Annotated in this window: 25 protein-coding genes; 13 read left to right on the plus strand and 12 right to left on the minus strand. The window is 75.0% G+C overall.

Annotation, left to right across the window (positions count from 1 at the left end; translation table 11 throughout):
- Nucleotides 1–9: 9 nt before the first annotated feature.
- The gene (locus tag BJ968_RS00960) at nucleotides 10–723 is read right to left on the minus strand and encodes an HAD family hydrolase (protein WP_179748422.1); all 714 of its coding nucleotides are present in this window, start codon (nucleotides 721–723) and stop codon (nucleotides 10–12) included.
- 25 nt (nucleotides 724–748) lie between these two features.
- Here BJ968_RS00960 and BJ968_RS00965 point away from each other — a divergent pair, with 25 nt between their 5' ends.
- From BJ968_RS00965 to BJ968_RS00990, 6 genes are all read left to right on the plus strand, one after another.
- Nucleotides 749–1,639 carry a PAC2 family protein gene (locus BJ968_RS00965; protein ID WP_343077738.1) on the plus strand — a complete coding sequence of 297 codons (891 nt, stop codon included), beginning with the start codon at nucleotides 749–751 and terminating at the stop codon, nucleotides 1,637–1,639.
- A gap of 133 nt (nucleotides 1,640–1,772) precedes the next feature.
- On the plus strand, nucleotides 1,773–2,228 hold the full coding sequence (locus BJ968_RS00970) for a DUF805 domain-containing protein (RefSeq protein WP_246314292.1): 456 nt from the start codon (nucleotides 1,773–1,775) through the stop codon (nucleotides 2,226–2,228).
- A 64-nt stretch (nucleotides 2,229–2,292) separates the two neighbouring features.
- A complete protein-coding gene (locus tag BJ968_RS26215; protein ID WP_179748426.1) occupies nucleotides 2,293–3,489 on the plus strand; it encodes a methyltransferase in 1,197 nt (398 codons plus the stop codon).
- Nucleotides 3,490–3,529: 40 nt separating this feature from the next.
- The gene (locus BJ968_RS00980) at nucleotides 3,530–4,159 is read left to right on the plus strand and encodes an AIM24 family protein (RefSeq protein WP_343077739.1); all 630 of its coding nucleotides are present in this window, start codon (nucleotides 3,530–3,532) and stop codon (nucleotides 4,157–4,159) included.
- A complete protein-coding gene (locus tag BJ968_RS00985) occupies nucleotides 4,159–4,827 on the plus strand; it encodes an AIM24 family protein (RefSeq protein WP_179748427.1) in 669 nt (222 codons plus the stop codon). Before BJ968_RS00980 ends, BJ968_RS00985 begins: the two co-directional genes overlap by 1 nt.
- The gene (locus tag BJ968_RS00990; RefSeq protein ID WP_179748429.1) at nucleotides 4,827–5,600 is read left to right on the plus strand and encodes an AIM24 family protein; all 774 of its coding nucleotides are present in this window, start codon (nucleotides 4,827–4,829) and stop codon (nucleotides 5,598–5,600) included. The genes BJ968_RS00985 and BJ968_RS00990 overlap by 1 nt, the downstream gene beginning before the upstream one ends.
- A 60-nt stretch (nucleotides 5,601–5,660) precedes the next feature.
- On the opposite strand, the gene mshC is transcribed toward BJ968_RS00990, so the two are convergent.
- Genes mshC through BJ968_RS01010 form a run of 4 tightly spaced genes read right to left on the minus strand, consistent with a single transcriptional unit; the run spans nucleotide 5,661 to nucleotide 9,075 of the window.
- A complete protein-coding gene (gene mshC / locus BJ968_RS00995; protein WP_179748431.1) occupies nucleotides 5,661–6,920 on the minus strand; it encodes a cysteine--1-D-myo-inosityl 2-amino-2-deoxy-alpha-D-glucopyranoside ligase in 1,260 nt (419 codons plus the stop codon).
- 29 nt (nucleotides 6,921–6,949) lie between these two features.
- Nucleotides 6,950–7,825, minus strand: coding sequence for an SCO1664 family protein (locus BJ968_RS01000; protein WP_218884678.1), 876 nt, complete (start codon nucleotides 7,823–7,825; stop codon nucleotides 6,950–6,952).
- A complete protein-coding gene (locus BJ968_RS01005; RefSeq protein ID WP_179748433.1) occupies nucleotides 7,795–8,343 on the minus strand; it encodes a DUF3090 domain-containing protein in 549 nt (182 codons plus the stop codon). Before BJ968_RS01005 ends, BJ968_RS01000 begins: the two co-directional genes overlap by 31 nt.
- A 9-nt stretch (nucleotides 8,344–8,352) precedes the next feature.
- On the minus strand, nucleotides 8,353–9,075 hold the full coding sequence (locus BJ968_RS01010; RefSeq protein WP_179748435.1) for an MSMEG_4193 family putative phosphomutase: 723 nt from the start codon (nucleotides 9,073–9,075) through the stop codon (nucleotides 8,353–8,355).
- A 57-nt stretch (nucleotides 9,076–9,132) separates the two neighbouring features.
- Between BJ968_RS01010 and corA the strand changes: the two genes are divergently transcribed.
- Complete coding sequence (corA, locus tag BJ968_RS01015; protein ID WP_179748437.1) at nucleotides 9,133–10,161, plus strand: magnesium/cobalt transporter CorA; 1,029 nt, start codon at nucleotides 9,133–9,135, stop codon at nucleotides 10,159–10,161.
- A gap of 31 nt (nucleotides 10,162–10,192) precedes the next feature.
- On the opposite strand, the gene BJ968_RS01020 is transcribed toward corA, so the two are convergent.
- Nucleotides 10,193–11,035, minus strand: a complete 843-nt coding sequence (locus tag BJ968_RS01020) for an undecaprenyl-diphosphate phosphatase (RefSeq protein WP_179755979.1) — start codon at nucleotides 11,033–11,035, stop codon at nucleotides 10,193–10,195.
- Between the two features lie 153 nt (nucleotides 11,036–11,188).
- Nucleotides 11,189–11,518 carry a primosomal protein gene (locus BJ968_RS01025; protein ID WP_179748439.1) on the minus strand — a complete coding sequence of 110 codons (330 nt, stop codon included), beginning with the start codon at nucleotides 11,516–11,518 and terminating at the stop codon, nucleotides 11,189–11,191.
- An 82-nt stretch (nucleotides 11,519–11,600) separates the two neighbouring features.
- Here BJ968_RS01025 and BJ968_RS01030 point away from each other — a divergent pair, with 82 nt between their 5' ends.
- From BJ968_RS01030 to BJ968_RS01045, 4 genes are all read left to right on the plus strand, one after another.
- Nucleotides 11,601–11,837 (plus strand): DUF5703 family protein, encoded by a 237-nt coding sequence (locus BJ968_RS01030; RefSeq protein ID WP_179748441.1) that lies wholly within the window; start codon nucleotides 11,601–11,603, stop codon nucleotides 11,835–11,837.
- Nucleotides 11,838–11,856: 19 nt separating this feature from the next.
- On the plus strand, nucleotides 11,857–13,362 hold the full coding sequence (locus BJ968_RS01035; protein ID WP_179748443.1) for an amino acid permease: 1,506 nt from the start codon (nucleotides 11,857–11,859) through the stop codon (nucleotides 13,360–13,362).
- A 76-nt stretch (nucleotides 13,363–13,438) separates the two neighbouring features.
- Nucleotides 13,439–14,560, plus strand: coding sequence for a CE1758 family FMN-dependent luciferase-like monooxygenase (locus BJ968_RS01040; protein WP_179755981.1), 1,122 nt, complete (start codon nucleotides 13,439–13,441; stop codon nucleotides 14,558–14,560).
- Complete coding sequence (locus tag BJ968_RS01045) at nucleotides 14,553–14,984, plus strand: MarR family winged helix-turn-helix transcriptional regulator (protein WP_179748444.1); 432 nt, start codon at nucleotides 14,553–14,555, stop codon at nucleotides 14,982–14,984. Before BJ968_RS01040 ends, BJ968_RS01045 begins: the two co-directional genes overlap by 8 nt.
- A gap of 46 nt (nucleotides 14,985–15,030) precedes the next feature.
- On the opposite strand, the gene BJ968_RS01050 is transcribed toward BJ968_RS01045, so the two are convergent.
- Nucleotides 15,031–16,893 (minus strand): ABC transporter ATP-binding protein, encoded by a 1,863-nt coding sequence (locus BJ968_RS01050; RefSeq protein ID WP_179748446.1) that lies wholly within the window; start codon nucleotides 16,891–16,893, stop codon nucleotides 15,031–15,033.
- Between the two features lie 99 nt (nucleotides 16,894–16,992).
- On the opposite strand from BJ968_RS01050, the gene BJ968_RS26220 reads away from it, so the two are divergent.
- Nucleotides 16,993–18,396, plus strand: a complete 1,404-nt coding sequence (locus tag BJ968_RS26220) for an ATP-binding protein (protein WP_179748448.1) — start codon at nucleotides 16,993–16,995, stop codon at nucleotides 18,394–18,396.
- Here BJ968_RS26220 and BJ968_RS01060 read toward each other — a convergent pair.
- Together BJ968_RS01060 and BJ968_RS01065 are read right to left on the minus strand one after the other, a co-directional pair.
- Nucleotides 18,369–19,046 (minus strand): response regulator, encoded by a 678-nt coding sequence (locus BJ968_RS01060; protein WP_179748450.1) that lies wholly within the window; start codon nucleotides 19,044–19,046, stop codon nucleotides 18,369–18,371. The genes BJ968_RS26220 and BJ968_RS01060 overlap by 28 nt on opposite strands.
- Nucleotides 19,043–20,383 (minus strand): amino acid permease, encoded by a 1,341-nt coding sequence (locus BJ968_RS01065; RefSeq protein WP_179755984.1) that lies wholly within the window; start codon nucleotides 20,381–20,383, stop codon nucleotides 19,043–19,045. Before BJ968_RS01065 ends, BJ968_RS01060 begins: the two co-directional genes overlap by 4 nt.
- Before the next feature lie 185 nt (nucleotides 20,384–20,568).
- On the opposite strand from BJ968_RS01065, the gene BJ968_RS01070 reads away from it, so the two are divergent.
- Nucleotides 20,569–21,036 carry a PPOX class F420-dependent oxidoreductase gene (locus BJ968_RS01070; RefSeq protein WP_179748452.1) on the plus strand — a complete coding sequence of 156 codons (468 nt, stop codon included), beginning with the start codon at nucleotides 20,569–20,571 and terminating at the stop codon, nucleotides 21,034–21,036.
- An 18-nt stretch (nucleotides 21,037–21,054) separates the two neighbouring features.
- Here BJ968_RS01070 and BJ968_RS26225 read toward each other — a convergent pair whose 3' ends face one another.
- Together BJ968_RS26225 and BJ968_RS01080 are read right to left on the minus strand one after the other, a co-directional pair.
- Nucleotides 21,055–21,225: a DUF1059 domain-containing protein gene (locus tag BJ968_RS26225; protein ID WP_179748454.1), complete on the minus strand. Its 171-nt coding sequence runs from the start codon at nucleotides 21,223–21,225 to the stop codon at nucleotides 21,055–21,057.
- Entirely contained in the window at nucleotides 21,222–22,388 is a 1,167-nt protein-coding gene (locus tag BJ968_RS01080) for an EAL domain-containing protein (protein ID WP_179748455.1), read from the minus strand. Before BJ968_RS01080 ends, BJ968_RS26225 begins: the two co-directional genes overlap by 4 nt.
- Nucleotides 22,389–22,414 lie beyond the last annotated feature (26 nt).

Genomic DNA, 22,414 nt, shown 5'->3' on the forward strand with positions numbered 1-22,414 from the left:
CGGGTCACCTCACACGGTGTCCAGCAGCTCCCCGGCCGCGAGCGCCCCCAGCGCCGCCGGGTCCACCTCGGTCAGCGACGCCACCCGGTTGCGGCCCGGCGCCGCCGGGATGGGCACCAGGTGCGGCACCGCCAGCACCCGCGCCCCCGCGGCCTCGCCCGAGGCGACCCCCGTCGGGGAGTCCTCCACGACCACGCACCGGGTGACGTCCACCCCCAGCAGCTCGGCCGCCCGCAGGTAGGGGTCCGGCGCCGGCTTGCCGCGCGCCACCTCGTCCCCGGCGACCACCACCGCGAAGGCCCCCGGGACCAGCCTGGCCACCGCGTCCGCCAGGTTGCGGTACGACATCGTCACCAGGGCGCAGGGCACGCCCGCCGCGCCCAGCGCGCGCAGCAGCTCCAGCGCCCCCGGCCGCCACACCACCGCCGCGCCGACCCGCTCGATCACCGCGTCCAGCAGCTCGGCCACCACCGCCGCCGGGTCCAGCACCACGCCCGCCGACTCCCGCACGTGCCCGGCCAGGACCCGCCCCGAGTCCGGCAGCGCGCTGCCGACCAGCCCCAGCGCCTGCTCGTGGGTCCACGGCACGCCGTAGCGCCCCAGCAGCGCCGTCTCCGCCGCGATCCAGTGCGGCTCGGTGTCCACCAACGTCCCGTCCATGTCCCACAGGACGGCGGCGGGCAGCTCGAGGGGGGCACCACGGGGAGGTTCGACGGGACTCATGGGCCCCGGAGTCTAGGGTTGGGGGGTGCCAGCACAGCCTGCCGACCCCACGACGGACGACATCGTCCTGCGCAACCCCGTCGTCATCGCGGCCTTCGAGGGCTGGAACGACGCCGGCGAGTCCGCCAGCCAGGCGGTCGCCCACCTGCACGACGTGTGGGACGCCACCGAGCTCACCGAGTTCGACCCCGAGCTCTACCACGACTTCCAGGTCAACCGGCCCACCGTCAGCTTCGACGACGACGGCCGCCGGCGCCTCACCTGGCCCACCACGCGCATCTCCTACGCGCACCTGCCCGACGCCCCCCGCGACGTCATCCTCGTGCGCGGCATCGAGCCGTCCATGCGCTGGCGCACCTACGCCCAGGAGGTCGTGGCCGTCGCCGTCGAGCACGGCGCCTCCCTCGTCCTGACCCTCGGCGCGCTCCTGGCCGACGTCCCCCACACCCGGCCCCTGCCCGTCACCTCCAGCAGCGAGGACCCCGACCTCGTCGAGCAGCTCGACGTCGAGCCCTCCCGCTACGAGGGCCCCACGGGCATCGTCGGCGTGGTCCAGGACGCCGTCACCACCGCCGGCATCCCGTCGGTCTCGCTGTGGGCCGCGGTCCCGCACTACGTGGGCCAGCCCCCCTCGCCCAAGGGCACGCTGGCCCTGCTGCGGCGCGTGGAGGAGGTGCTGGACCTGTCCGTCCCGCTGGGGGACCTGCCCGAGGACGCGCGCGCCTGGGAGCGCGGCGTGGACGAGCTCGCCGCCGAGGACAGCGAGATCGCCGAGTACGTCCAGCAGCTGGAGGAGGCCAAGGACACCGCCGACCTGCCCGAGGCCTCCGGTGAGGCCATCGCCCGGGAGTTCGAGCGCTACCTGCGGCGCCGCGACGACCCGCCCCGCCGCGACGACCCGCCCCGCCGCGGCTGACCCCCCGATCGACCACGGACGGTCACCACAACGGGTGACTTCCCGCGGAAGACCTCACACGCGGTCACCACGCACGCCACCATGGAGATCCACTGTGCGGAACGCCGCACCGACGCAGGAGGTCCCCGTGAACATGGTCGAGGCCGTCACCTCGGTCTTCCGCAACTACGCCACCTTCTCCGGCCGCGCCCGCCGCGCCGAGTACTGGTGGTTCACCCTGGCCGTCGTCCTGCTCAGCGTCGTCTACAGCGTCCTGGCGGCCGTCGCCCAGAGCGTCTCCAGCTCCCTCGCCACGCTGCTCACCCTCCTGTTCTCCCTCGTGTCCCTGGCGCTCCTCGTGCCCAGCATCGCCGTCACCGTCCGGCGCCTGCACGACACCGGCAAGTCCGGCTTCTTCTACTTCCTCAGCTTCATCCCCCTCGTCGGCGGCATCGTCCTGCTCGTCTTCTGCGTCCAGGACTCCGTCCCCGGCCCCAACCACTACGGCCCCAACCCCAAGGGCGTCGGTGGCGGCCACCAGACCTTCCCCGGCCAGCCCCCGCAGTTCGGCGGCCCGACCGGCTACGGCCAGGGCCCCGACCGCTTCTGACCCACCGGTGGCGGGGGTGACCGCACCGCGGCCACCCCCGCCACCGCCCCGCTACCGTGACGCGGTGAGCTCGCCCGCCCCCGACGACCCGCTGCGCGCGCTGCGGCGCCGGCCCGACATCGAAGCCCCCGAGCTCGTGGCCGTCGACGCCGCCGACCGCCTCCTGCTCGACGAGGCCGCCCCGGCGCTGGCCGACCGGCGGGCCCGGCTCGTCGTCATCGGCGACGACCACGGCGCCCTGACCCTCGGCGCGCTCACGCGGCACGACCTGACCGGCGTCCGCGTGCACCAGGACCTGCGCTCGGGGGAGCTGGCCCTGGCCGCCAACGCCGCCGAGCTGGGGGTCGGGGGGTTCACCTCCCACCCCGGACCGGACGCCGCGCTCGTCGAGGGCGCCACGGTCGTGCTCCTGAAGCTGCCCCGCAGCCTCGACGCCCTCGACGCCACCGCCCGCCTCGTGGCCCGCCACGCCGACCCCGGCGTGCGCGTCCTCGCCGGCGGCCGCGTCAAGCACATGACCCGCACCATGAACGACGTCCTGGCCCGCTCCTTCACCGACGTGCACGCCGGGCTGGGCCGGCAGAAGGCGCGGGTGCTGACCGCGACCGGGCCCCGGCCCGGGGTCGAGGCGCCCGCCGCCCGGCGCGTCCACCACGACGACCTCGGCCTGTGGGCCTGCGCCGTGGGCGGCGCCTTCGCCGGCACGGCCGTGGACATCGGCACCCGGGTGCTGCTGGACCACCTCGACGACGTCCTGGCGGCGGTGCCGCCCTCGGGCCACGTCGTCGACCTCGGCTGCGGTACGGGGCTGCTGGCCGCGGCCGCCGCGCGGGCCCTGCCCACCGCCCGCACCACCGCCACCGACTCCTCCGCCGACGCCGTCGCCAGCGCCCGGCTCACCGCGGCCGCCAACGGCCTCGCCGACCGCGTCGACGTCCGGCGCGCCGACGCCGGCGACACCCTGCCCGCCGCCTGCGCCGACCTGGTCCTGCTCAACCCCCCGTTCCACGTCGGCGGCACCGTGCACACCGCCATCGCCTCCAAGCTGTTCCGCGCCGCGGCGCGGCTGCTGGCCCCCGGCGGCACCCTCGTCACCGTGTGGAACTCCCACCTGGCCTACCGCCGCGAGCTGGAGCGCGTCGTGGGGCCCACCCGGCAGGTCACCCGCACCCCCAAGTTCACCCTCACCCTCAGCACCCGCCGCGACGGCGCGCGCCGGGATCCGCGAACAGCGGACGGCGAGGGCAAGATCACGCCATAGTGGTGACCAGCACCCGACCCGACCCGCAGGAGGCGACGCCGTGCCCTGGCGGCTGGAGACCCCACGCGTCCTCGTCGTCGACCTCGACGGCTCCAAGGGCAGCGCCGTGCGCGCCCGGACCGGCTCGATGGTCGCCTACGAGGGCGACGTCCAGTTCAAGAACGCCGGCGTCGGCGGCGGGGGTGGCCTGCGGGCCGCCCTCAAGCAGCGCGTCACCGGTGAGTCGCTGCCCCTCATGGAGGTCACCGGCCGCGGCACGGTGCACTTCGCCGTCGACGCCGGGTACGTCCTGCTGCTGGACCTGGCCGGTGACACCCTCAAGGTCGAGTCCGAGGGGCTGCTGTGCCTGGCCGAGGGCCTGCGCACGGACGTGACCTTCACCGGCCTGCAGGGCGCCTCCAGCGGTCAGGGGCTGTTCACCACGACCGTCACCGGGCACGGGCAGGTCGCGCTGCTGTCCCTGGGCGGGCCGCCCATCGCCCTGCGCGTCACCCCGCAGACGCCGCTCGTGGTGGACCCCGACGCCTACGTCGGCGCGGTGGGGAACCTGTCGCAGTCCTTCGTCACCGACGTCTCCTGGCGCAACCTCGTCGGGGAGAGCTCCGGGGAGGCCTTCTCGCTGCGCTTCGAGGGCCAGGGCGTCGTCTACCTCCAGCCCGAGGAGCGGTGATGGGTTTCACGAAGGTCACCTCCAAGGTCGTCCTCGCCGAGGTCCGCCCCGGCGCGGAGGTGCTCGCCCGCCGCGGCGCCATGCTCGCCACCACCGGGCGGGTCGCCTTCTCCCCCGTCGCCGGCGGCCCCGGCGGCGGCGCGTACGGCGGCGGCATCGCCTCGGCGCTGGCGCGCGGCATGCAGGGCGAGGCGGTGCCGCTGATGGTCGCCGAGGGCACCGGGACCGTGCACTACGGGTTCCGCGGGCACCACGTCACCGTCATCGACCTCGACGGGTCGGCGCCGCTGTCCGTCGAGGCGGACCGCCTGCTCGCGCACGACGCGAGCATGTCCAGCTCGGTGGTGTTCCTGGGCCAGCAGGGCGGGCTGCGCGGCGCGGTCCGCGGCGCCGTCACCGGCCAGGGGCTGTTCACCACCCAGCTCTCCGGCCGCGGGTCGGTCGCGGTCCTGTCCCACGGCGGCACGTTCGCGCTGCGCGTCGACGGCTCGCGCCAGGTCGTCGTCGACCCGCAGGCCTACGTCGCCCACGTGGGGAACCTGCGCCTGGACGTGGCGACCGCGCTGTCGTGGCGCGACGCCGTCGGCCGCGGCTCGGGCGAAGGCGTGCAGCTGAAGGTGTCCGGCGAGGGCACCGTCTACGTCCAGGCGAGCGAGGAGAAGCTCTGATGACCTCCACCGGCCCGCAGCCCCTGGACCCGCAGACCCTGCCCGACCACGACAACCTGCCGGACAACCCGTACGCCTACTGCGTGCGGCTGACCGGCCCGCTGTTCGTGCAGACCGGCCGGATGATCGCCTACTACCCCGCCGGCGGCGGCACGATCCGCTTCGAGCCGCTGACGGTGACGTCCCTGACGTCGATGGTGGCCTCGCACTTCTCCTCCCCGCTGTACAGCCGCGACTGGGTCGTCGCGACCGGGCAGGGGCACGTGCTGCTCGGCGACCGCGGGTACGACATCAACTCCTACGACCTCGACGACGGCAACCTCACCGTGCGGGCCGCGAACCTGCTGGCCTTCGACGCGGGGCTGGAGCTGAAGGAGTCCATCATCCCGGGGTTCCTCACCCTCATCGGGACGGGGAAGTTCCTGGCCAGCTCCTCCGGGCCGGTCATCTTCGTCGAGCCCCCCGTCCGGGTCGACCCCGAGGCGCTCGTGGGGTGGGCCGACTGCCCGGCTCCCTCCCAGCACTTCGACGCCGGCTGGATGGGGCACTTCCTCGGCGCGGCCCGGGGGGCGCTGTTCGGCACCCGCTCGGGCGAGGAGCGGCAGTACGACTTCACCGGTGCCGGCACGGTGCTGCTGCAGAGCTCCGAGCGGGCCCTGGAGGACCCGCACGTGCTGCGGCGCCTGGAGGGGGAGGTGGACCAGCTCGGCGACGGCCAGCTGCGCCACCTCGCCGGCGTCATCCAGTCCCGGCTGGCGCAGAACCAGCAGTGAGCCCGGTGCCGGGCGGGCGCTGACGCCGCCGGGCGCGCCGGCCGGCGCGCCCGGGCCGGGTCAGCCCAGCTCGACGCCCAGCAGCGCGGCGGCGAGGTCGCGGACCAGCGCGGGGGCCTGCGCGTCCCGGCCGTGCCCGGCGTCGGCCTCGGCGACCCACGCGTCGACGGCCGCGACGGCCGCGGGGGCGTCGAGGTCGCGGGCCAGGTGGGCGCGGACGGCCGCCAGCAGGTCCGTGGCGTCCGGGCCCGCGGGGCGGGCGACGGCGGCGCTCCAGGCGGCGTACCGCTCCCGGGCGGTGGCGAGCACCTCGTCGGTCCACTCCCACTCGCTGCGCCAGTGGTGGGCGACGATCGCCAGCCGGACCGCGCCGGGCTCCACGCCCTGCGCGCGCAGCCTGGAGACGAGCACCAGGTTCCCCTTGGACTTGCTCATCTTCTCGCCGGCGAGGGCGACCATCCCCGAGTGCGCGTACGCCCGGGCGAACGGGCCCGCCGCCGGCCGCAGGAGGTGCGCGTGGGCGGCGCCCATCTCGTGGTGCGGGAACACCAGGTCCGACCCGCCCGCCTGGACGTCGATGGGCATCCCCAGGTGCTGCAGCGCGATCGCGGAGCACTCGATGTGCCAGCCGGGCCGGCCGCGGCCGAGCTCACCGGCGTCCCAGGCCGGTTCGCCCGGGCGCTCCACGCGCCACAGCAGCGGGTCCAGCGGGTTGCGCTTGCCCGGCCGCTGCGGGTCGCCGCCGCGCTCGGCGGACAGCTCCAGCATCGTCGCCGGGTCGTACCCCGACACCGTCCCGAACGCCGCGTCGGAGTCCACCGGGAAGTACACGTCGCCGTCGGGGCCGCCGTCGACGCCGGGCACCCGGTAGGCCGCGCCCGCGGCGAGCAGTTCGCGGACCGCCGCCGAGACGAGGTCGACGGCCTCCACGACGCCCAGGTACTCCTGCGGCGGCACGACCGACAGGGCCTCCATGTCGCCGCGGAACAGCTCGATCTGCGAGGCGGCGAGGTCGCGCCAGTCCACGCCCGTGGCCTCGGCGCGCTCGAGCAGCGGGTCGTCGACGTCGGTGACGTTCTGCACGTACCGGACGTCCAGGCCCGCGTCCCGCCAGGCCCGGCCCAGCAGGTCGAAGGACACGTAGGTGTTGGCGTGGCCCAGGTGCGTCGCGTCGTACGGCGTGATGCCGCAGACGTACAGCGTCGCCGTCCCCTCCTCGGGACCGACGGGCACGAGCCCGCCCGTCGCGGTGTCGTGCAGGTGCACGCGGGGACCCCGACCGGGCAGGGACGGGACGGTGGGAGCGGGCCAGGAACGCACGGGTCGAACCTACCCGGCGCCCCCACGGCTCAGAACGGCGGCCACGGGATGGTGCGGTGCCCCCGCGGGCGCGGCAGCCGGTCGGCGGTGAGCAGCCGCTGCGTCCGCTCCAGCGTCGCCACGACCTCCTCCACGGACAGCAGCTGCGCCAGCAGCTCCCCCAGCGCGCCGTCGAGGTCGGCGACCAGGACGCTGAGCACCTCGCGCTCGTGGGCCAGCAGGTGCTGCCCGCCGAAACCCCACAGGACGGTCCGCAGCTTGGGCTCCTCGTGGAACGTCAGCCCGTGGTCGACGCCGTGCACCGCGCCCGACCACCCGGGCAGCACGTGACCGCCCTTGCGGTCGGCGTTGTTGAGCACGACGTCCAGGACCGCGATGCGGCGCAGGCGCAGGTCGTCGGCGTGGACCAGCGAGACCGCCCGGCCGCCACCGTCCTCGGCGTCCAGGACCGTGTGCCAGCCCGGCGGCACGCGGCGCGTGGCGACGATGTCGATGAGCCCGGCGCCCGGGGCGGGCAGGACGACGTCGTCGGCGTCGGCGGGGTCGGCGCCGTCCTGCTGCAACCACAGCTGCACCGACCCCGGGCCCAGGGGCCCGTCGCGGAACACGGTGGGCGGCACCACGTCCCAGCCCGTGCTGGCCGACACCGCGTACGAGGCGACCTCCCGGCGGGCCAGCGTCCGGTCGGGGAAGTCCCACAGCGGGCGCTCGCCCGAGACGGGTTTGTACACGCACGCCAGCTCGCCCTCGTCGGTCTCGACGGTCGAGTAGAGCGTGGCGTTCGAGGCGTCGGCCAGCCGGCCCCGCACGCGCAGCTCCCCGGTGGCGAGCCGGGCGAGGGCCTCCTGCTCGGGGACCCCGGCGAACGCCGCGTTCAGCGCCGGTACCCGTTCGCCCGGGGGCACACGTGACCCGAGGGGTCCAGCGGACCCGCGCAGAACGGGCACGGCGGGCGGCCGGCGGCCACGAGCGCCAGCGACCGCGCCGCGAAGGCCCGCGCCGTCGTCCCGTCCAGGGACACCCGCAGCACGTTGCGCTGCGGCGACAGCTCGGGCAGCTCGGGGTCGAGGTCCTCCTCGGTGACCTCGAAGCACTCGATGACCACGACGTCGCGCTCGCCGTCCCAGGCCAGGCTCATGGTGCCGACCCGGAACTCCTCCTCCAGGGGCAGGTCCAGCGGGGCGGTGTCCTCGCTGCCCGCCGCGGGCATCGCCGGCACCGGCGCCGACCCCCCGGACCGGCGCACGACCTCGTCGAGGAGTTCACCGACGCGCTCGGCCAGCGCGGTCACCTGGGTCTTCTCCAGCGCCACCGACGTCAGGCGCGTGCCGCTGCGGGCCTGCAGGAAGAACGTCCGCTGGCCGGGCTCGCCGACGGTCCCCGCCACGAAACGTTCCGGCGGGTCGTACTCGAAGACGGGCATGGGCCGACCCTACGCCGCGCCGGTGCTGCCGCCGACGACGGCGTCGCTGCTCACGGCCCTGCGCGCCGCGCGGCGCTTCCGGCGCGGCGGGGCGAACCCGGCGAGGTCGCCGCCGGAGTCGTTCGTCCGCAGCACGAAGGGCCGCAGCGGCGCGTAGCGGACGACCGAGACCGAGCACGGGTCGGCCGAGAGCCGCTGGAAGAGGTCCAGGTGCATCCCCAGGGCGTCGGCCAGGACCGCCTTGATGACGTCCCCGTGCGTGACCGCGACCCAGACCGCGTCGTCGCCGTGCTCGGCGGCGATGCGGGCGTCGTGCTCGCGGACGGCCTCCAGCGCGCGGTGCTGCATGGCCGCCAGGCCCTCCCCGCCGGGGAAGACGGCCGCGGACGGGTGCGACTGCACCGTGCGCCACAGCGGCTCCTTGGCCAGGTCCTTCAGCGCGCGGCCCGTCCAGTCCCCGTACCCGCACTCCCCCAGCCGCTCGTCGGTGCGCGGCGCCGGGCGCGGTCCCGTCGGGCCGTCCACCGCGACCAGGGCGGCGGCGGTCTCCTGGCACCGCTCCAGGGGCGAGACGACGACGTCGGCCAGCGGCAGGGGCGCCACCCGCCGGGCCAGCGCCGCGGCCTGCTCGCGGCCGGTGTCGTCGAGGTGCACCCCCGGGGTCCAGCCGGCCAGGACGGCCGCGGTGTTGGCCGTGCTGCGGCCGTGACGGACGAGCAGGAGGGTCGGCACGCCCCCACCCTAGGTCCCCCCGTCGCCGGGACGGTGTCCCCGGGGCACCATGACGTGGTGATCGTCGACGTCGCCACCTACCAGGACGGGCACCGCCGGGACGTCCCGGACCTGACCGCCGCCCTCGCCCGGTGCCGCGCGCGGAGCGCGCAGGACGGCGGTTCGCCCGGCGGCCCCGGGGACGACTTCCTCTGGCTCGGTCTGAAGGACCCGACCGCCGAGGAGTTCGCGGACGTGGCCCGGACCCTGCACCTGCACCACCTCGCCGTCGAGGACGCCGTGACGGGTCACCAGCGGCCCAAGGTCGAGCGCTACGGCGAGACGACGTTCGTCGTCCTGAAGGTGCTGGAGTACTTCGACGACACCTCCCAGGTCGAGACCGGCGAGGTGATGCTGTTCGTCGGGCCCCGGTTCGTCGTCACCGTGCGCCGCGGCGAGGTCGGGGCGCTGGCCGTGGTCCGCCACGCCGTCGAGGCGGACCACCGGCGGCTGCAACGCGGCCCGGTCGGGGTCCTGCACGCCGTCATGGAGCACGTCGTCAGCGGCTACACCACCATCGACTCCGAGCTGGAGCAGGACGTCGAGGAGATGGAGGAGCAGGTCTTCTCCCCCAGCCGCAGCTCCGACGCGCAGCGCATCTACTCCCTCAAGCGGGAGGTGCTGGAGGTGCGCCGCGGCGCGTTCCCGCTGGTGGCCCCGCTCAAGCGCCTCGTCGAGTCCGACACCGACGTCGACGGCGAGGGGACTGCGCACCACCTGGACGACCAGGCCCGCTTCGTGCTGCGCGACGTGCTGGACAACCTGGTCCGGACGGTCGAGCACGTCGAGAGCTACGACCGGCTGCTGACCGACATCCTCAACGCGCACCTGGCGCAGGTCTCGGTGCGGCAGAACGACGACATGCGCAAGATCTCGTCGTGGGCGGCCATCTTCGCCGTGCCCACCCTCGTCGCGGGGGTGTACGGCATGAACTTCGAGCACATGCCCGAGCTGACCTGGCGGTTCGGGTACCCGCTGTGCGTGCTGTTCATGGTCGCCGTCTGCGTCGGCCTGTACCGGTCGTTCAAGCGGTCGGGCTGGTTGTGAGCCCGACCGCCCGGACGACCGGTACCGGCCGTCAGCCGAAGCTGGCGCCGTGCCAGGCCGGCAGGGCCCCCGCCAGGACGAGGGCGTAGACGACGACGCCGAGGGCGACGCGGTAGACGACGAACCCCGTGAAGCTGTGCGTCGTGATGAAGCGCATGAGCCAGGCGATGACGACGAACCCGACGACGAACGCGACGACGGTCGCCACGGCCGTGGGCGCCCACGCGATCGTCGCGCCGCTGCTCACCTCGTCGTACAGCTGGAAGAAGCCGGACAGCACCACGGCCGGGATGGCCAGCAGGAACGAGTACCGGGCCGCGGCCTCGCGCGTGTAGCCCAGCAGCAGCCCCATCGTGATGGTCCCGCCCGAGCGGGACACGCCCGGGACCAGCGCCAGGGCCTGGGCGAGCCCGAACAGCAGGCCGTGGCGCCAGCTCAGCTGGTCCAGGGTGCGCTCCTTGCGGCCGAAGCGGTCCGCGGCGCCCAGGAGCAGGCCGAACAGCCACAGCGTGGTGGCGATGACGACGAAACCGCGCAGCACCGTCTCGATGGAGTCCTGGAACAGCAGGCCCAGCACGCCGATGGGCAGCGTCCCCAGGATGACGAGCCAGCCCATCCGGGCGTCGGGGTCGTTGCGCGGGACGCGCCCGGCCAGCGCCAGCGCCCAGCGGCTGACGATGCGGGCGATGTCCTTGCGGAAGTACAGGATGACGGCGGCCTCGGTGCCGAGCTGGCAGATCGCGGTGAACGCCGCGCCGGGGTCGGAGGCCCCCACGAGGGTCCCGACGATCGCGAGGTGGCCGCTGGAGGAGATCGGCAGGAACTCGGTCAGACCCTGCACCAGGCCGAGGAAGGCACCCTCGGCGACGCCCATGCTCACGCGGGGGTACCCCCCGGGACCGGGCGGCGGGCGGGGCGGTCGGGCACGGGGGTCAGCACGCGCGGCAGGCTACCGGCTGGCCCGGGCCCGCCGGGGTCACCGGCGGGCGGGCTCACCCTCGCGGCACCGAACCCTCACACGGAGGGGTCAGCGCGCGGCGGGAGCGTCCTCCTCGTCGTCGTTCTCGTCCTCGTCGTCCTCCGCGTCGGACTCGTCGTCCGACTCGTCGTCGTCCTCGTCGTCCTCCTCCTCGTCGTCGTCGCGCTCGTCCTCGACGTCGTCGTAGAGCACGAAGGGCGTCACCTCGTCGTACGCGTCGTAGAGCGCCTCCTCGTAGGCCTCGAAGGCGTCGGCGACGCGCTGGTAGGCGTCGGCGACGGCGGGGTCGGTCTCCCCCCGGCGGTTGGCGGCGGCGGCGAGGTGGTCCTCGAGCGTGGCCACGAGTCGAGCGAGGGCCGCGCGCGGGTCTGGCGTCATGGTCCGACCGTACCGGGGATCACCCCGTCCGCCCCAGGGGGACCGGTGTGCCGGTCCCGTCGCGGGTGCATCATGGGACGCGATGGCTGATGAGACGGGCGGTGGCACCGGCAGGAACGCCGGTGCGGGAGCCGCGGACCAGTACGAGTACCGGGTCCTGACGTTGTCCCGGGAGACCACGCGCTCCGACGCGCGCCAGCTGCTGACCGAGCACGCCGAGTACGGCCGCTGGGAGCTGGCGCGGGTGCGCCTCTACATGGGCGGCAGCCGCAAGGTCTGGTTGCGTCGCAAGATCATCCGGGTCGCACGCACCGCCTGAGGGTCTACCGTCGCAGTCCGTGGGCATCTTCCGGACCAAGAGCGTCGAGGACGCCATCGCGAGCACCGACGAACCCGGGCACCGGCTGCGCAAGTCCCTCGGCGCGTGGGACCTGACGGTCTTCGGGGTCGGCGTCATCATCGGGACGGGCATCTTCGTCCTGACCGGCGAGGCGGCCGGGACCCGCGCCGGGCCCGCCGTGGCGCTGTCCTTCGTCGTCTCCGGGATCGTCTGCGCGCTGGCGGCGCTGTGCTACGCCGAGTTCGCCTCCACGGTGCCGGTCGCCGGGTCGGCGTACACCTTCTCCTACGCCAGCCTCGGGGAGGTCGTGGCGTGGGTCATCGGCTGGGACCTGCTGCTGGAGCTGGCCCTGGGCGCCTCGACGGTCGCGGTGGGCTGGTCCAGCTACGCCGCCGACCTGCTGGGGCAGACGCTGGGGCTGGACGTGCCGGGGTGGCTGTACTCGGCCGAGCCCTCCCCCACGCACCCCAACCTCGTCGCGGCCGCGGTCGTCCTCGTCCTGACCGCGGTGCTGTGCGCGGGCACGAAGACGTCGGCGCGGGTGAACGCCGTCGTCGTGGTGGTCAAGCTGCTCGTGGTCGCCGTCGTCATCGTGGCGGGCCTGTTCTTCGTGAAGGTGTCGAACTGGTCGCCGTTCGTGCCGCCCACCGGCTCGCCCGGGGCCTCCAGCACGCCCGCGGACCCGGCGCTGTGGCAGGACCTGGGGGTGCCGTTCGGCACGTTCGGGGTGGGCGGGGTCCTCACGGCCGCCGCGCTGGTCTTCTTCGCCTTCATCGGCTTCGACATCGTCGCCACGGCCGCGGAGGAGACCAGGGAGCCGCAGCGGGACGTGCCGCGCGGGATCTTCGGCTCGCTGGCGATCTGCACGCTGCTCTACGTGGCCGTCTCGCTCGTGGTGACGGGCATGGTGCGGTACGACCGGATCTCGGTCGAGGCACCGCTGGCCAACGCCTTCCGCGCGGTGGGCGCGGACGTGGTCGCGACGCTCATCTCGGTGGGCACGGTCGCGGGCCTGCTGACGGTCATGCTCATCCTCATGCTGGGCCAGAACCGGGTGCTGTTCGCGATGGCCCGCGACCGGCTGATCCCGTCGTGGTTCTCGCGCGTCAGCCCGCGCACGGGGGTGCCGACCCGGATCACGGCGGTGACGGGGGTCGTCGTGGCCGTCGTGGCGGCCGTGACCCCCATCTCGGAGCTGGCCGAGATGGTCAACATCGGGACGCTGTTCGCCTTCGTGCTCGTCTCCGTCGGCGTCCTGGTGCTGCGCCGGACCCGGCCGGACCTGCCCCGGGCCTTCCGCGTGCCGTGGGTGCCGGTGCTGCCCGTCGTCTCGGCGGTGGCGGCCGTGGTGCTCATGGGCTTCCTGCCGGCGGTCAGCTGGGTGCGGCTGGGGATCTGGATGGCGATCGGGCTGGTCGTCTACTTCGCGTACGGCTACCGGCACTCGCGGCTGGCCGCCGGCAGCACCGGCGTGCGGGGGAGCCGCGCCGGCCACCGGGACTGACCGGGGGAATGCCTCGGAGTCCTGTACGCTTCAAGCAGATACATGCAAACGCATGGACTTCCAGGAGGAGCAGGACATGCAGTTCGGGATCTTCAGCGTCGGCGACATCACCCCCGACCCCACCACCGGCCGCGCACCGAGCGAGCACGAGCGCATCAAGGCGCTGGTGACCATCGCCGAGCACGCCGAGCAGGTCGGCCTGGACGTCTTCGCGGTCGGCGAGCACCACAACCCGCCCTTCGTGCCGTCCGCCATGACCACCCTGCTGGGCTGGATCGCCGCCCGCACCTCCCGGTTGACGGTCTCGACGTCCATCGCGCACATCACCACCAACGACCCGGTGCGGATGGCCGAGGACTACGCGATGCTCCAGCACCTCAGCGACGGGCGCGTCGACCTCGTCCTCGGCCGCGGCAACGACGGCCGCCTCTACCCCTGGTTCGGCCAGGACCCCCGCCGCGGCGTCGAGCTGACGGTGGAGAACTACCAGCTGCTGCGCCGCCTGTGGGACGAGGAGGTCGTCGACTGGCAGGGCGAGTTCCGCACCCCGCTGCAGGGCTTCACCTCCACCCCGCGGCCCCTGGACGGCGTGCCGCCCTTCGTCTGGCACGGGTCGATCCGGACCCCGCAGGTCGCCGAGATCGCCGCCTACTTCGGCGACGGGTACTTCGCCAACAACATCTTCTGGCCCAAGGAGCACTACATCCGGCTCATCACCCTCTACCGGGAGCGCTACGCCCACTACGGGCACGGCGCACCGGAGCAGGCGATCGTCGGCCTCGGCGGGCAGGTGTTCATGCGCAGGAACTCCCAGGACGCCGTGCGCGAGTTCCGGCCCTACTTCGACAACGCCCCCGTCTACGGGCACGGCCCGTCCCTGGAGGAGTTCACCCGCCAGACGCCCCTGACGGTCGGCTCCCCCGAGCAGGTGATCGAGAAGACCCTGACCTTCCAGGAGTTCTTCGGCGACTACCAGCGGCAGATGTTCCTCATGGACCACGCCGGGCTGCCCCTGAAGACGGTGCTGGAGCAGCTCGACCTGCTCGGCGAGGAGGTCGTCCCGGTGCTGCGCGAGGAGTTCGAGGCCCGGCGCGCGGCCGGCGTCCCCAGCGACCCGCCCTCGCACGCCGCCCGCGTCGCGGCGCGCGCGCAGGCGGCGGCCCCCGTGGACGGGGCCGCGGACGGCGCGCTTGCCTGAGAACCGGACGCGCGCGGCGGTGCGGGCCTGGGAGTCGGTCTTCCGGCTCCAGGCCACGCTGCTGCGGGCGTTCGCGGCGCAGGACGTCTGGAGCGGGCTGAGCGTGCGGGAGTACGACGTGCTCTACACGCTCGCCCGCTGCGGCGGCCGCAGCCGGCTCGGTGAGCTGAGCGAGGAGGTCTACCTGCCCCAGCCGTCGCTGAGCCGGCTCGTCGACCGGCTCGCCGCCCAGGGCCTGCTCACGCGCGAGCCGGACCCCCGCGACGGCCGCGGCGTCGTCGTGGTGCTCACCGACCCCGGCGCCGCGCGCCAGCGCGAGATCGGCGGCCGGCACGCCGCCGGCATCGCCCGGGCCTTCGAGGCGCTGACGCCCGCCGAGCTCGCCGAGCTCACCCGGCTGTGCGCGAAGGCGCTCCGGGGCTGAGCCCCCCGCACCCCCGGGCACCGTCGGCGGTGCGCCCGGACGGGGGTCAGCGCGGCGCGCCGGGGGCGCTGAGGCGGTGCAGCTCGGCGTAGCGGCCGCCGGCGTCCAGGAGCTCGTCGTGGGTGCCGCGCTCCACGATGCGGCCGGCCTCCAGCACGAGGATCTGGTCGGCCCCGCGGACGGTGGACAGCCGGTGGGCGATGACGATGGCGGTGCGGCCCTGCAGGGCCTCGTCGAGGGCGGCCTGGACGGCGGTCTCGGAGGCGTTGTCGAGGTGGGCGGTCGCCTCGTCGAGCACGACGACGCGGGGGTGGGCCAGCAGGAGGCGGGCGATCGTCAGCCGCTGGCGCTCCCCGCCGGAGAAGCGGTAGCCCCGTTCGCCGACGACGGTGTCCAGGCCCTCGGGCAGGGCGGCGACGAGGTCGCCCAGGCGGGCGCGGCGCAGGGCGTCGTGGATCTCGGCGTCGTCGGCGTCGGGCCGGGCCAGGCGCAGGTTGGCGCGCAGGGACTCGTGGAAGAGGTGCCCGTCCTGGGTGACGACGCCGACGGTGCGGCGCAGGGACTCGGTGGTCAGGTCCCGCACGTCGTCGCCGCCGACGCGGACGGCACCGGAGTCGACGTCGTAGAGCCGGGCCAGGAGCTGGGCGATCGTGGACTTGCCGGCCCCGGAGGAGCCGACGAGGGCGACGACCTGGCCCGGTTCGACGCGGAAGGACACGTCGTGCAGGACGGGGACGCCACCGCGGGCGTCGAGGGTGGCCACGTCCTCCAGGGAGGCCAGGGAGACGTCGGCGGCGGCGGGGTAGGCGAAGCCGACGTGGTCGAACTCGACGGCGACGGGCCCGGGACGGACGGGGCGGGCCCCGGGCGCCTCCTGCACGAGGGGGACGAGGTCGAGGACCTCGAAGACGCGGTCGAAGCTGACCAGGGCGCTGGTGACGTCGGCGCGCGCCCCGGCCAGGGCCGTCAGGGGCGCGTAGAGGCGGGTGAGCAGCAGGGCCAGGGTGACGATGCTGCCCGCGTCCAGGGTCCCGGCGACGGCGGCCAGGCCGCCGACGCCGTAGACGAGGGCCAGGGCGAGGGCCGAGACCAGGGTCAGGGCGGTGACGAAGACGGTGCGCCGCACGGCGGCGGTGACGCCGATGTCGCGGACGGCGCGGGCCGCGGCGGCGAAGGAGCGCGACTCCTCCTGCGGGCGCCCGAAGAGCTTGACCAGGGTCGCGCCGGGCGCGGAGAAGCGCTCGGTGGTCTGGTTGATCATCGCGGCGTCGAGGTGGGCGGCGCGGCGGGCCAGCAGCGCCAGGCTGCGGCCCATGCGCCGGGCCGGCAGCAGGAACACCGGCAGCAGGACCAGGGCCAGGGCCGTGATGCGCCAGGAGATGCCGATCATGACGGCGGCCGTCAGGACGAGGGCGACGACGTTGCTGACGATGCCCGAGAGGGTGTCGCTGAAGGCGCGCTGGGCGCCGAGGACGTCGTTGTTGAGGCGGCTGACGAGGGCGCCGGTGCGGGTGCGGGTGAAGAAGGCCACGGGCATGCGCTGGACGTGGTCGAAGACGCGGGTGCGCAGGTCGAGGATGAGGTCCTCGCCGAGGGTGGCCGACAGCCACCGCACGACCAGGCCCAAGCCGGCCTCGGCGAGGGCGACGGCGGCGATGAGCAGGGCCAGGGTGGTCACGAGGGTGCGGTCGCGGGCGCCGACGGCCTCGACCACGCGGCCGGCGAGCACGGGGGTGGCGACCGCCAGGACGGCGAGGACGACGCTGCCGGCGACGAAGAGGGCGAGCAGGCGGCGGCGCTCGCGGGCCATGGCCAGGACCCGCCGGGGGGTGCCGGGCCGGAAGGGCCGCTGGTCGGGGGCCCGCGAGGCGTTCCACAGGGCGGTGCGGGCGATGTTCTCCATGCTCATGCGGGGGTCCTCACGCCTCGACGCTAGGTGCTGCAGCGCCCTGGAGGTCCAGCGGGGCGGGCCGCCCGCCCCGCCGCCGGCCCCGGGGACACTGGGCGGGTGATCTCGTGGTGGCGGCGCGCCGGGGTGCGGGTCCGGTCGACGGTGGCGGCGACGGGCCTGCTGGCGGTGCTGGTGGTGAGCGGCGCCGTGGTGGGGCTGGTGGTGCTGCGGTCGGCGCTGCTGTCGGCCGACGCCGAGAGCAGCAGCGTGCAGGCGCGGCTGGTGCGGCTGTCGGTGACGCCGGGGGCGCTGGCGGGTGAGCCGTCCCCGGCGCTGCGGGCGGCGGTGGGTGCGGACGTGGAGCGCGGCTCGCACGTGCAGGTCCTGGCCCCGGACGGGTCGGTGGTGGCGGCCAGCGCGGCGCTGGCCGGCCACGCCGCGCTGTCGTCGGCGCGGCCGGGGGTCAGCGAGCTGGTGAGCGAGGTGGTGCCGCTGCCGGAGCTGGGGCGGCCGGCGCCGTGGGTGGTGTCGGTGGCCGGCGCCCGGGTCGGCGGGCAGCGCTTCTGGGTGGTGGCGGCCGAGAGCACCGTGGACGCCCAGCGGGTGCTGCGGGTGGCGGCGTGGGTGCTGGGGGTCGGCTCGCCCCTGCTGCTGGGGGCGGTGGCCGTCTCGACGTGGACGTTCGTGGGGCGCTCGCTGCGGCCCGTGGAGGCGATCCGGGTGGCGGTGCGGGGGATCACGTCGGCGGGGCTGGACGGGCGGGTGCCGGTGCCGGCGGGCCGCGACGAGGTGTCGCGGCTGGCGGTGACGGTGAACGAGGTGCTGGCGCGGCTGGAGGCGTCGCAGGCGGCGCAGCGGCGCTTCGTGGCCGACGCCAGCCACGAGCTGCGGTCGCCGGTGGCGACGTTGCGGGCGGCGGCACACGTGTGGGCGGCCGGGGCCGAGCCGGGGTTCGTGGAGCTGGTGGGCTCGGAGTCGGCGCGGCTGGAATCGCTCGTGGACGACCTGCTGGTGCTGGCGCGCGCCGACGGGGGCCGGCTGGTGGCGGCGGCCGTGGAGGTGGACCTCGACGAGGTGGTCGAGGTCGAGGCGGCGCGGGTGCGGTCGCTGGGGGGCCCGCCGGTGGCGCTGGCGGCGGTGCCGGTGCGGGTCGTCGGGGACGGGCCGGCGCTGGGGCGGGCGGTGCGGAACCTGGTGGACAACGCCGTGCGGTTCGCGGCCTCGCGGGTGGAGCTGGGGCTGGCGGCCGAGGACGGGTGGGCGGTGGTGCGGGTGGGCGACGACGGGCCGGGGGTGCCCGAGGCGGAGCGGGAACGCGTGCTGGAGCGGTTCGTGCGGCTGGACCAGAGCCGGCAGCGGCGCGCCGGGGGGACGGGCGGGACGGGCCTGGGGCTGTCGATCGTGGCGGAGGTCGCGGCGGCCCACGGCGGCTCGGTGCGGGTGGGGGCGCGCCCGGGGGGCGGGGCCCTCGTGGAGCTGCGGCTGCCGCTGGGTCAGCCGCCGTCGGCGGCGAGCCGGTAGCCGGCGCCGCGGACGGTCTGGATGGCGTTGCGGCCGTACGGGACGTCGATCTTCTTGCGCAGGTAGCGGATGTAGACCTCGACGACGTTGGGGTCGGTGACGACGGTGGGGTCCCACACCGCGTGCAGGAGGTCGGGTTTGGACAGGACCTCGTCGCGGTGGCGCAGGAGGTGCTCCAGGAGGGCGAACTCGCGGCCGGTGAGGGTGACGGGCTGCCCGGCGCGGTGGACGCGCCGGGTGCCGGGGTCCAGGACGAGGTCGCCGGCGCGCAGGACGACGGGGCGCTCGGGGGCCCCGCGCCGGTGCAGGGCGCGCAGGCGCGCGAGCAGGACGGGGAAGGAGAAGGGTTTGGTGAGGTAGTCGTCGGCACCCAGGTCGAAGGCGTCGACCTGGTCGTACTCGCCGTCCTTGGCGGACAGGACGAGGACGGGGGTCCACACGCCGGCGGCGCGCAGGTCGCGGCACACCTCGTAGCCGTTGCGGCCCGGCAGCATGAGGTCGAGGACGAGGACGTCGTACGAGCCGTCGCGGGCGCGGGCGAAGCCGCTGGGTCCGTCGGCGGCCACGTCGACCGTGGCCCCCTCGGCGACCAGGCCGCGGCGGACGGTGTCGGCCAGGCGCGCCTCGTCCTCGACGAGCAGGACCTTCACCGGCGCAGCGCCGCTCCCCGTTCGCGCAGGTCGGCGCTGCGGCCGGTGGCGCGCTGGTGGCGGACGCCGACGGCGACGACGACGGCGGTCAGGACCAGGGACAGGGTCAGCTCGACCCGCTGCCCGGGCAGGACGACCATGAGGACGAGGACGACGGCGATGAAGGCGAGCGCGGCGTAGGTCAGCCACGGGAACAGCCACATGCGCACGACGGGGCGCTCGCCGGCGGCGTCCAGGCGGCGGCGCATCCGCAGCTGGCTGAGGGCGATGATCGCGTAGACGACCAGGGCCAGGGCCCCGCTGGTGGCCAGCAGCATCCCGAAGATGCGGTCGGGCAGCAGGTAGTTGCCGACGACGGCCAGGAACCCGATGGCGGTGGAGGCCAGGATCGCCGGGTACGGCACGCCGCGGCCGGAGACGTGGGACAGCCAGCGGGGCCCGTCGCCGCGGCGGGAGAGGGAGAACACCATGCGGGAGGCGGTGTAGAGGGCGGAGTTCAGGCAGCTGGCCACGGCGGTGAGGATGACGATGTCCATGATCGTGGCGGCGCCGGGGATGCCGATGGCCTGCAGGGTGCTCTGGAAGGACCCCGCGTCGGCCAGTTCCGGGGAGTTCCAGGGCACGAGGGCGACGACGACGAAGATGGAGGCCAGGTAGAACAGGGCGATGCGGCCGATGACGGAGTTCACGGCGCGGCGCACGCCCTTGCGGGGGTCGGGGGACTCGGCCGCGGCGATGGTGACGATCTCGGTGCCCATGAAGCTGAACATCGTCAGCAGCATCCCGGCCAGGACGGCGGTGAAGCCGTTGGGCAGGAACCCGCCGTCGAGGCCGAAGCCGGGGGTACCGCTGACGTCGGACCCGGGCAGGACACCGGTGATGGCCAGGACGCCGACGACGATGAACCCGACGATCGCGACGACCTTGATGCCGGCGAACCAGAACTCGAACTCGCCGTAGTTGCCGACGCTGGCCAGGTTGGTGGCGGTCAGCAGCAGGGTGACGGCCAGGGCCCAGACCCACTGGGGGGCACCGAGCCAGTCGCTGAGGATGTCGGCCGCGGCGGTGGCCTCGACGGGGATGACCAGGACCCAGAACCACCAGTAGAGCCAGCCGACGCTGAACCCGGCCCACCGGCCCAGGGCGCGGTCGGCGTAGGTGGAGAAGGAGCCGGTGTCGGGCTGGGCGGTGGCCATCTCCCCCAGCATCCGCATGACGAGGACGACGAGCAGGCCGGCGAAGGCGTAGGACAGCAGGACGCCGGGGCCGGCCTCGGCGATGGCGTTCTTGGAGCCGACGAACAGGCCGGCGCCGATGACGCCGGCGATGGAGATCATCGTGATGTGGCGGGGTTTGAGGCCCTGGCCCAGGCCGCTGCCCGGTTCCGCGTCCTGCCCGGTCCGGGCGGGGTCCTGCCCGTGGTCCTGCGGTTGCACCTGCACGACGCCTCCTGCTGCTCGTCTCGCCGGGACCGGCCGGGTCCGCGCGTCCGCCGGGGTGGACGACGGTAGCGTCCCGGGGCATGAGTCCGCGAACCATCGCCACCGCCCGCCGGGTGGACCTGCCCGAGCTCCTCGACTTCTGCCGCACCCGCCACCACGTGGTGTGCTCCACGTTCCGGGCCGACGGTTTCCCGCAGTCCTCCCCCGTGACGGCCGGCGTGGACGAGCAGGGGCGGATCGTGGTCTCGACCTACCCGGACCGGGCGAAGGCGGTCAACGCCCGCCGGGACCCGCGCGGCTCGGTGCTGGTGCTCTCGGACGACTTCGGCGGCGCGTACGTGCAGGTCGACGGGGAGTGGGAGGTCCTGGACGGCGAGGAGGCCGTGGAACCGCTGGTGGACTACTTCCGGTGCATCTCCGGGGAGCACCCGGACTGGGCGGAGTACCGGCAGGCGATGCGCGACCAGGGCAAGTCGCTGCTGCGGCTGACGATCACGCGGTGGGGCCCCATCGCGACCGGCGGGTTCCCGGCGCGGCTGGCGGGCTGACCGGCGGGACCGGCGGGGTCAGGCGTCGCGGAGGTTGGCCTCGACGGCCTGCACGAGCGGGGCGTCGACCTCGACGTGGTGGTCCTCGCGGGCGTGCTCGGCGACCTGGGCGAGGATCTCCTGCCGGTCGGGGGCGGTGAACTCGCGGGTGCAGCCGGGCACGACGTCGCCGCAGCGGAAGGTCTTCACGCGCCCGTCCTCCACGGCAGCCGGTGCCCGGCCCCGGCGGGCACGGCCGCCAGGTCCAGGACGAGGTCCTCGAAGCCGACGACGCCGATGAAGCGGCCGGCGGGGTCGGTGCAGACCAGCGGGTCGAAGCGGACCGGGCCGGGGCGGGCCAGCGCGCGGGCGGCGACCTGCCGCACGGGGGTCTCGGGGGCCAGGGTGGTCTCGACGGCCTCGACGCGGGGCCGCTCCCCCGCGCGCTGGGCGGGCAGGACCAGGACGCGGGGTACGTCCTCGGCGTCGACGACGACGACGGGGACCCCCTCCTCGTGGACGGCCTGGACGGCGCCGGGGACGGTGCGGGCGGTCTTGGTGCGCCGGGCCAGGTCCCCGGCGTGGCGGGCCGGGGCCGGGGCGGGGGGTTCGCCGGTGGCCAGCAGCCGGGCCGCCTCGGGGGCCAGCGGGACGAAGTCGTCCCCGGGCCGGGCCAGCAGGAATCCCTGGACGAGGGGGACGCCCATGCCGCGCAGGACGTCGAGCTCGTCGGCGGTCTCCACGCCCTCGGCGATGATCCACGCGTCGAGGCGGCCGGCGCACTCGCCGAGGAACTGCACGAGGGAGCGCTTGACGAGGTCCTGGTGCAGGCCGCGGACCAGCTGCAGGTCGATCTTGAGGATCTCCGGGCGCACGACGGCCATCCGCAGCAGCCCGGAGTGCCCCGTGCCGACGTCGTCGAGGGCGACGAGGGCGCCGCGGGCGCGCAGCAGGGTCAGCGGCCCGGTGAGGTCGCGGGGGTCGCAGTCGGCGTGCTCGGTCAGCTCCAGGACCACGCCGGTGAGGTCCTGGGCGAGTAGCACGTCCATGACGCGGGGGTCGGCCAGGGAGGTGGGGCTGGCGTTGACGGTGAGGAAGGTGCCGCTGGGCAGCAGGTCGAGCCGGCTGAGGGCGCCGGTGAGCACGACGCGGTCGAGGTCGGCGTCGCGGCCCAGGGCGCGGGCGGCGCGGAACCACTCCTCGGTGGGTACCGCCGAGGGGAAGCGGGACAGGACCTCGTAGCCGGCGACGCGGGCGGCGGCGACGTCGACGACGGGGTGCAGGACCAGGCGCAGCAGCCCGGGGTCGGAGCAGACGGCGTCCAGCCGGCGGTGCCACCTGCCGCGGTGCGTCACCTCACCCGGTGCCCCCACAGTCCCCGCCCCCCGTCTCCGGCGTC

Origin of the sequence: Kineococcus aurantiacus (genome assembly GCF_013409345.1) — a bacterium.
In the GTDB taxonomy this organism is placed as follows: domain Bacteria; phylum Actinomycetota; class Actinomycetes; order Actinomycetales; family Kineococcaceae; genus Kineococcus; species Kineococcus aurantiacus.

Bases quoted from the DNA above. Each gene is read 5' to 3' on its own strand.
- BJ968_RS00960 (WP_179748422.1), bottom strand. From the start codon at position 723: ATGAGTCCCGTCGAACCTCCCCGTGGTGCCCCCCTCGAGCTGCCCGCC.
- BJ968_RS00970 (WP_246314292.1), top strand. From the start codon at position 1,773: ATGGTCGAGGCCGTCACCTCGGTCTTCCGCAACTACGCCACCTTCTCC.
- BJ968_RS00985 (WP_179748427.1), top strand. From the start codon at position 4,159: ATGGGTTTCACGAAGGTCACCTCCAAGGTCGTCCTCGCCGAGGTCCGC.
- BJ968_RS00990 (WP_179748429.1), top strand. From the start codon at position 4,827: ATGACCTCCACCGGCCCGCAGCCCCTGGACCCGCAGACCCTGCCCGAC.
- BJ968_RS01005 (WP_179748433.1), bottom strand. From the start codon at position 8,343: ATGCCCGTCTTCGAGTACGACCCGCCGGAACGTTTCGTGGCGGGGACC.
- BJ968_RS01020 (WP_179755979.1), bottom strand. From the start codon at position 11,035: ATGGGCGTCGCCGAGGGTGCCTTCCTCGGCCTGGTGCAGGGTCTGACC.
- BJ968_RS01025 (WP_179748439.1), bottom strand. From the start codon at position 11,518: ATGACGCCAGACCCGCGCGCGGCCCTCGCTCGACTCGTGGCCACGCTC.
- BJ968_RS01030 (WP_179748441.1), top strand. From the start codon at position 11,601: ATGGCTGATGAGACGGGCGGTGGCACCGGCAGGAACGCCGGTGCGGGA.
- BJ968_RS01040 (WP_179755981.1), top strand. From the start codon at position 13,439: ATGCAGTTCGGGATCTTCAGCGTCGGCGACATCACCCCCGACCCCACC.
- BJ968_RS01050 (WP_179748446.1), bottom strand. From the start codon at position 16,893: ATGAGCATGGAGAACATCGCCCGCACCGCCCTGTGGAACGCCTCGCGG.
- BJ968_RS01065 (WP_179755984.1), bottom strand. From the start codon at position 20,383: ATGATCTCCATCGCCGGCGTCATCGGCGCCGGCCTGTTCGTCGGCTCC.
- BJ968_RS01070 (WP_179748452.1), top strand. From the start codon at position 20,569: ATGAGTCCGCGAACCATCGCCACCGCCCGCCGGGTGGACCTGCCCGAG.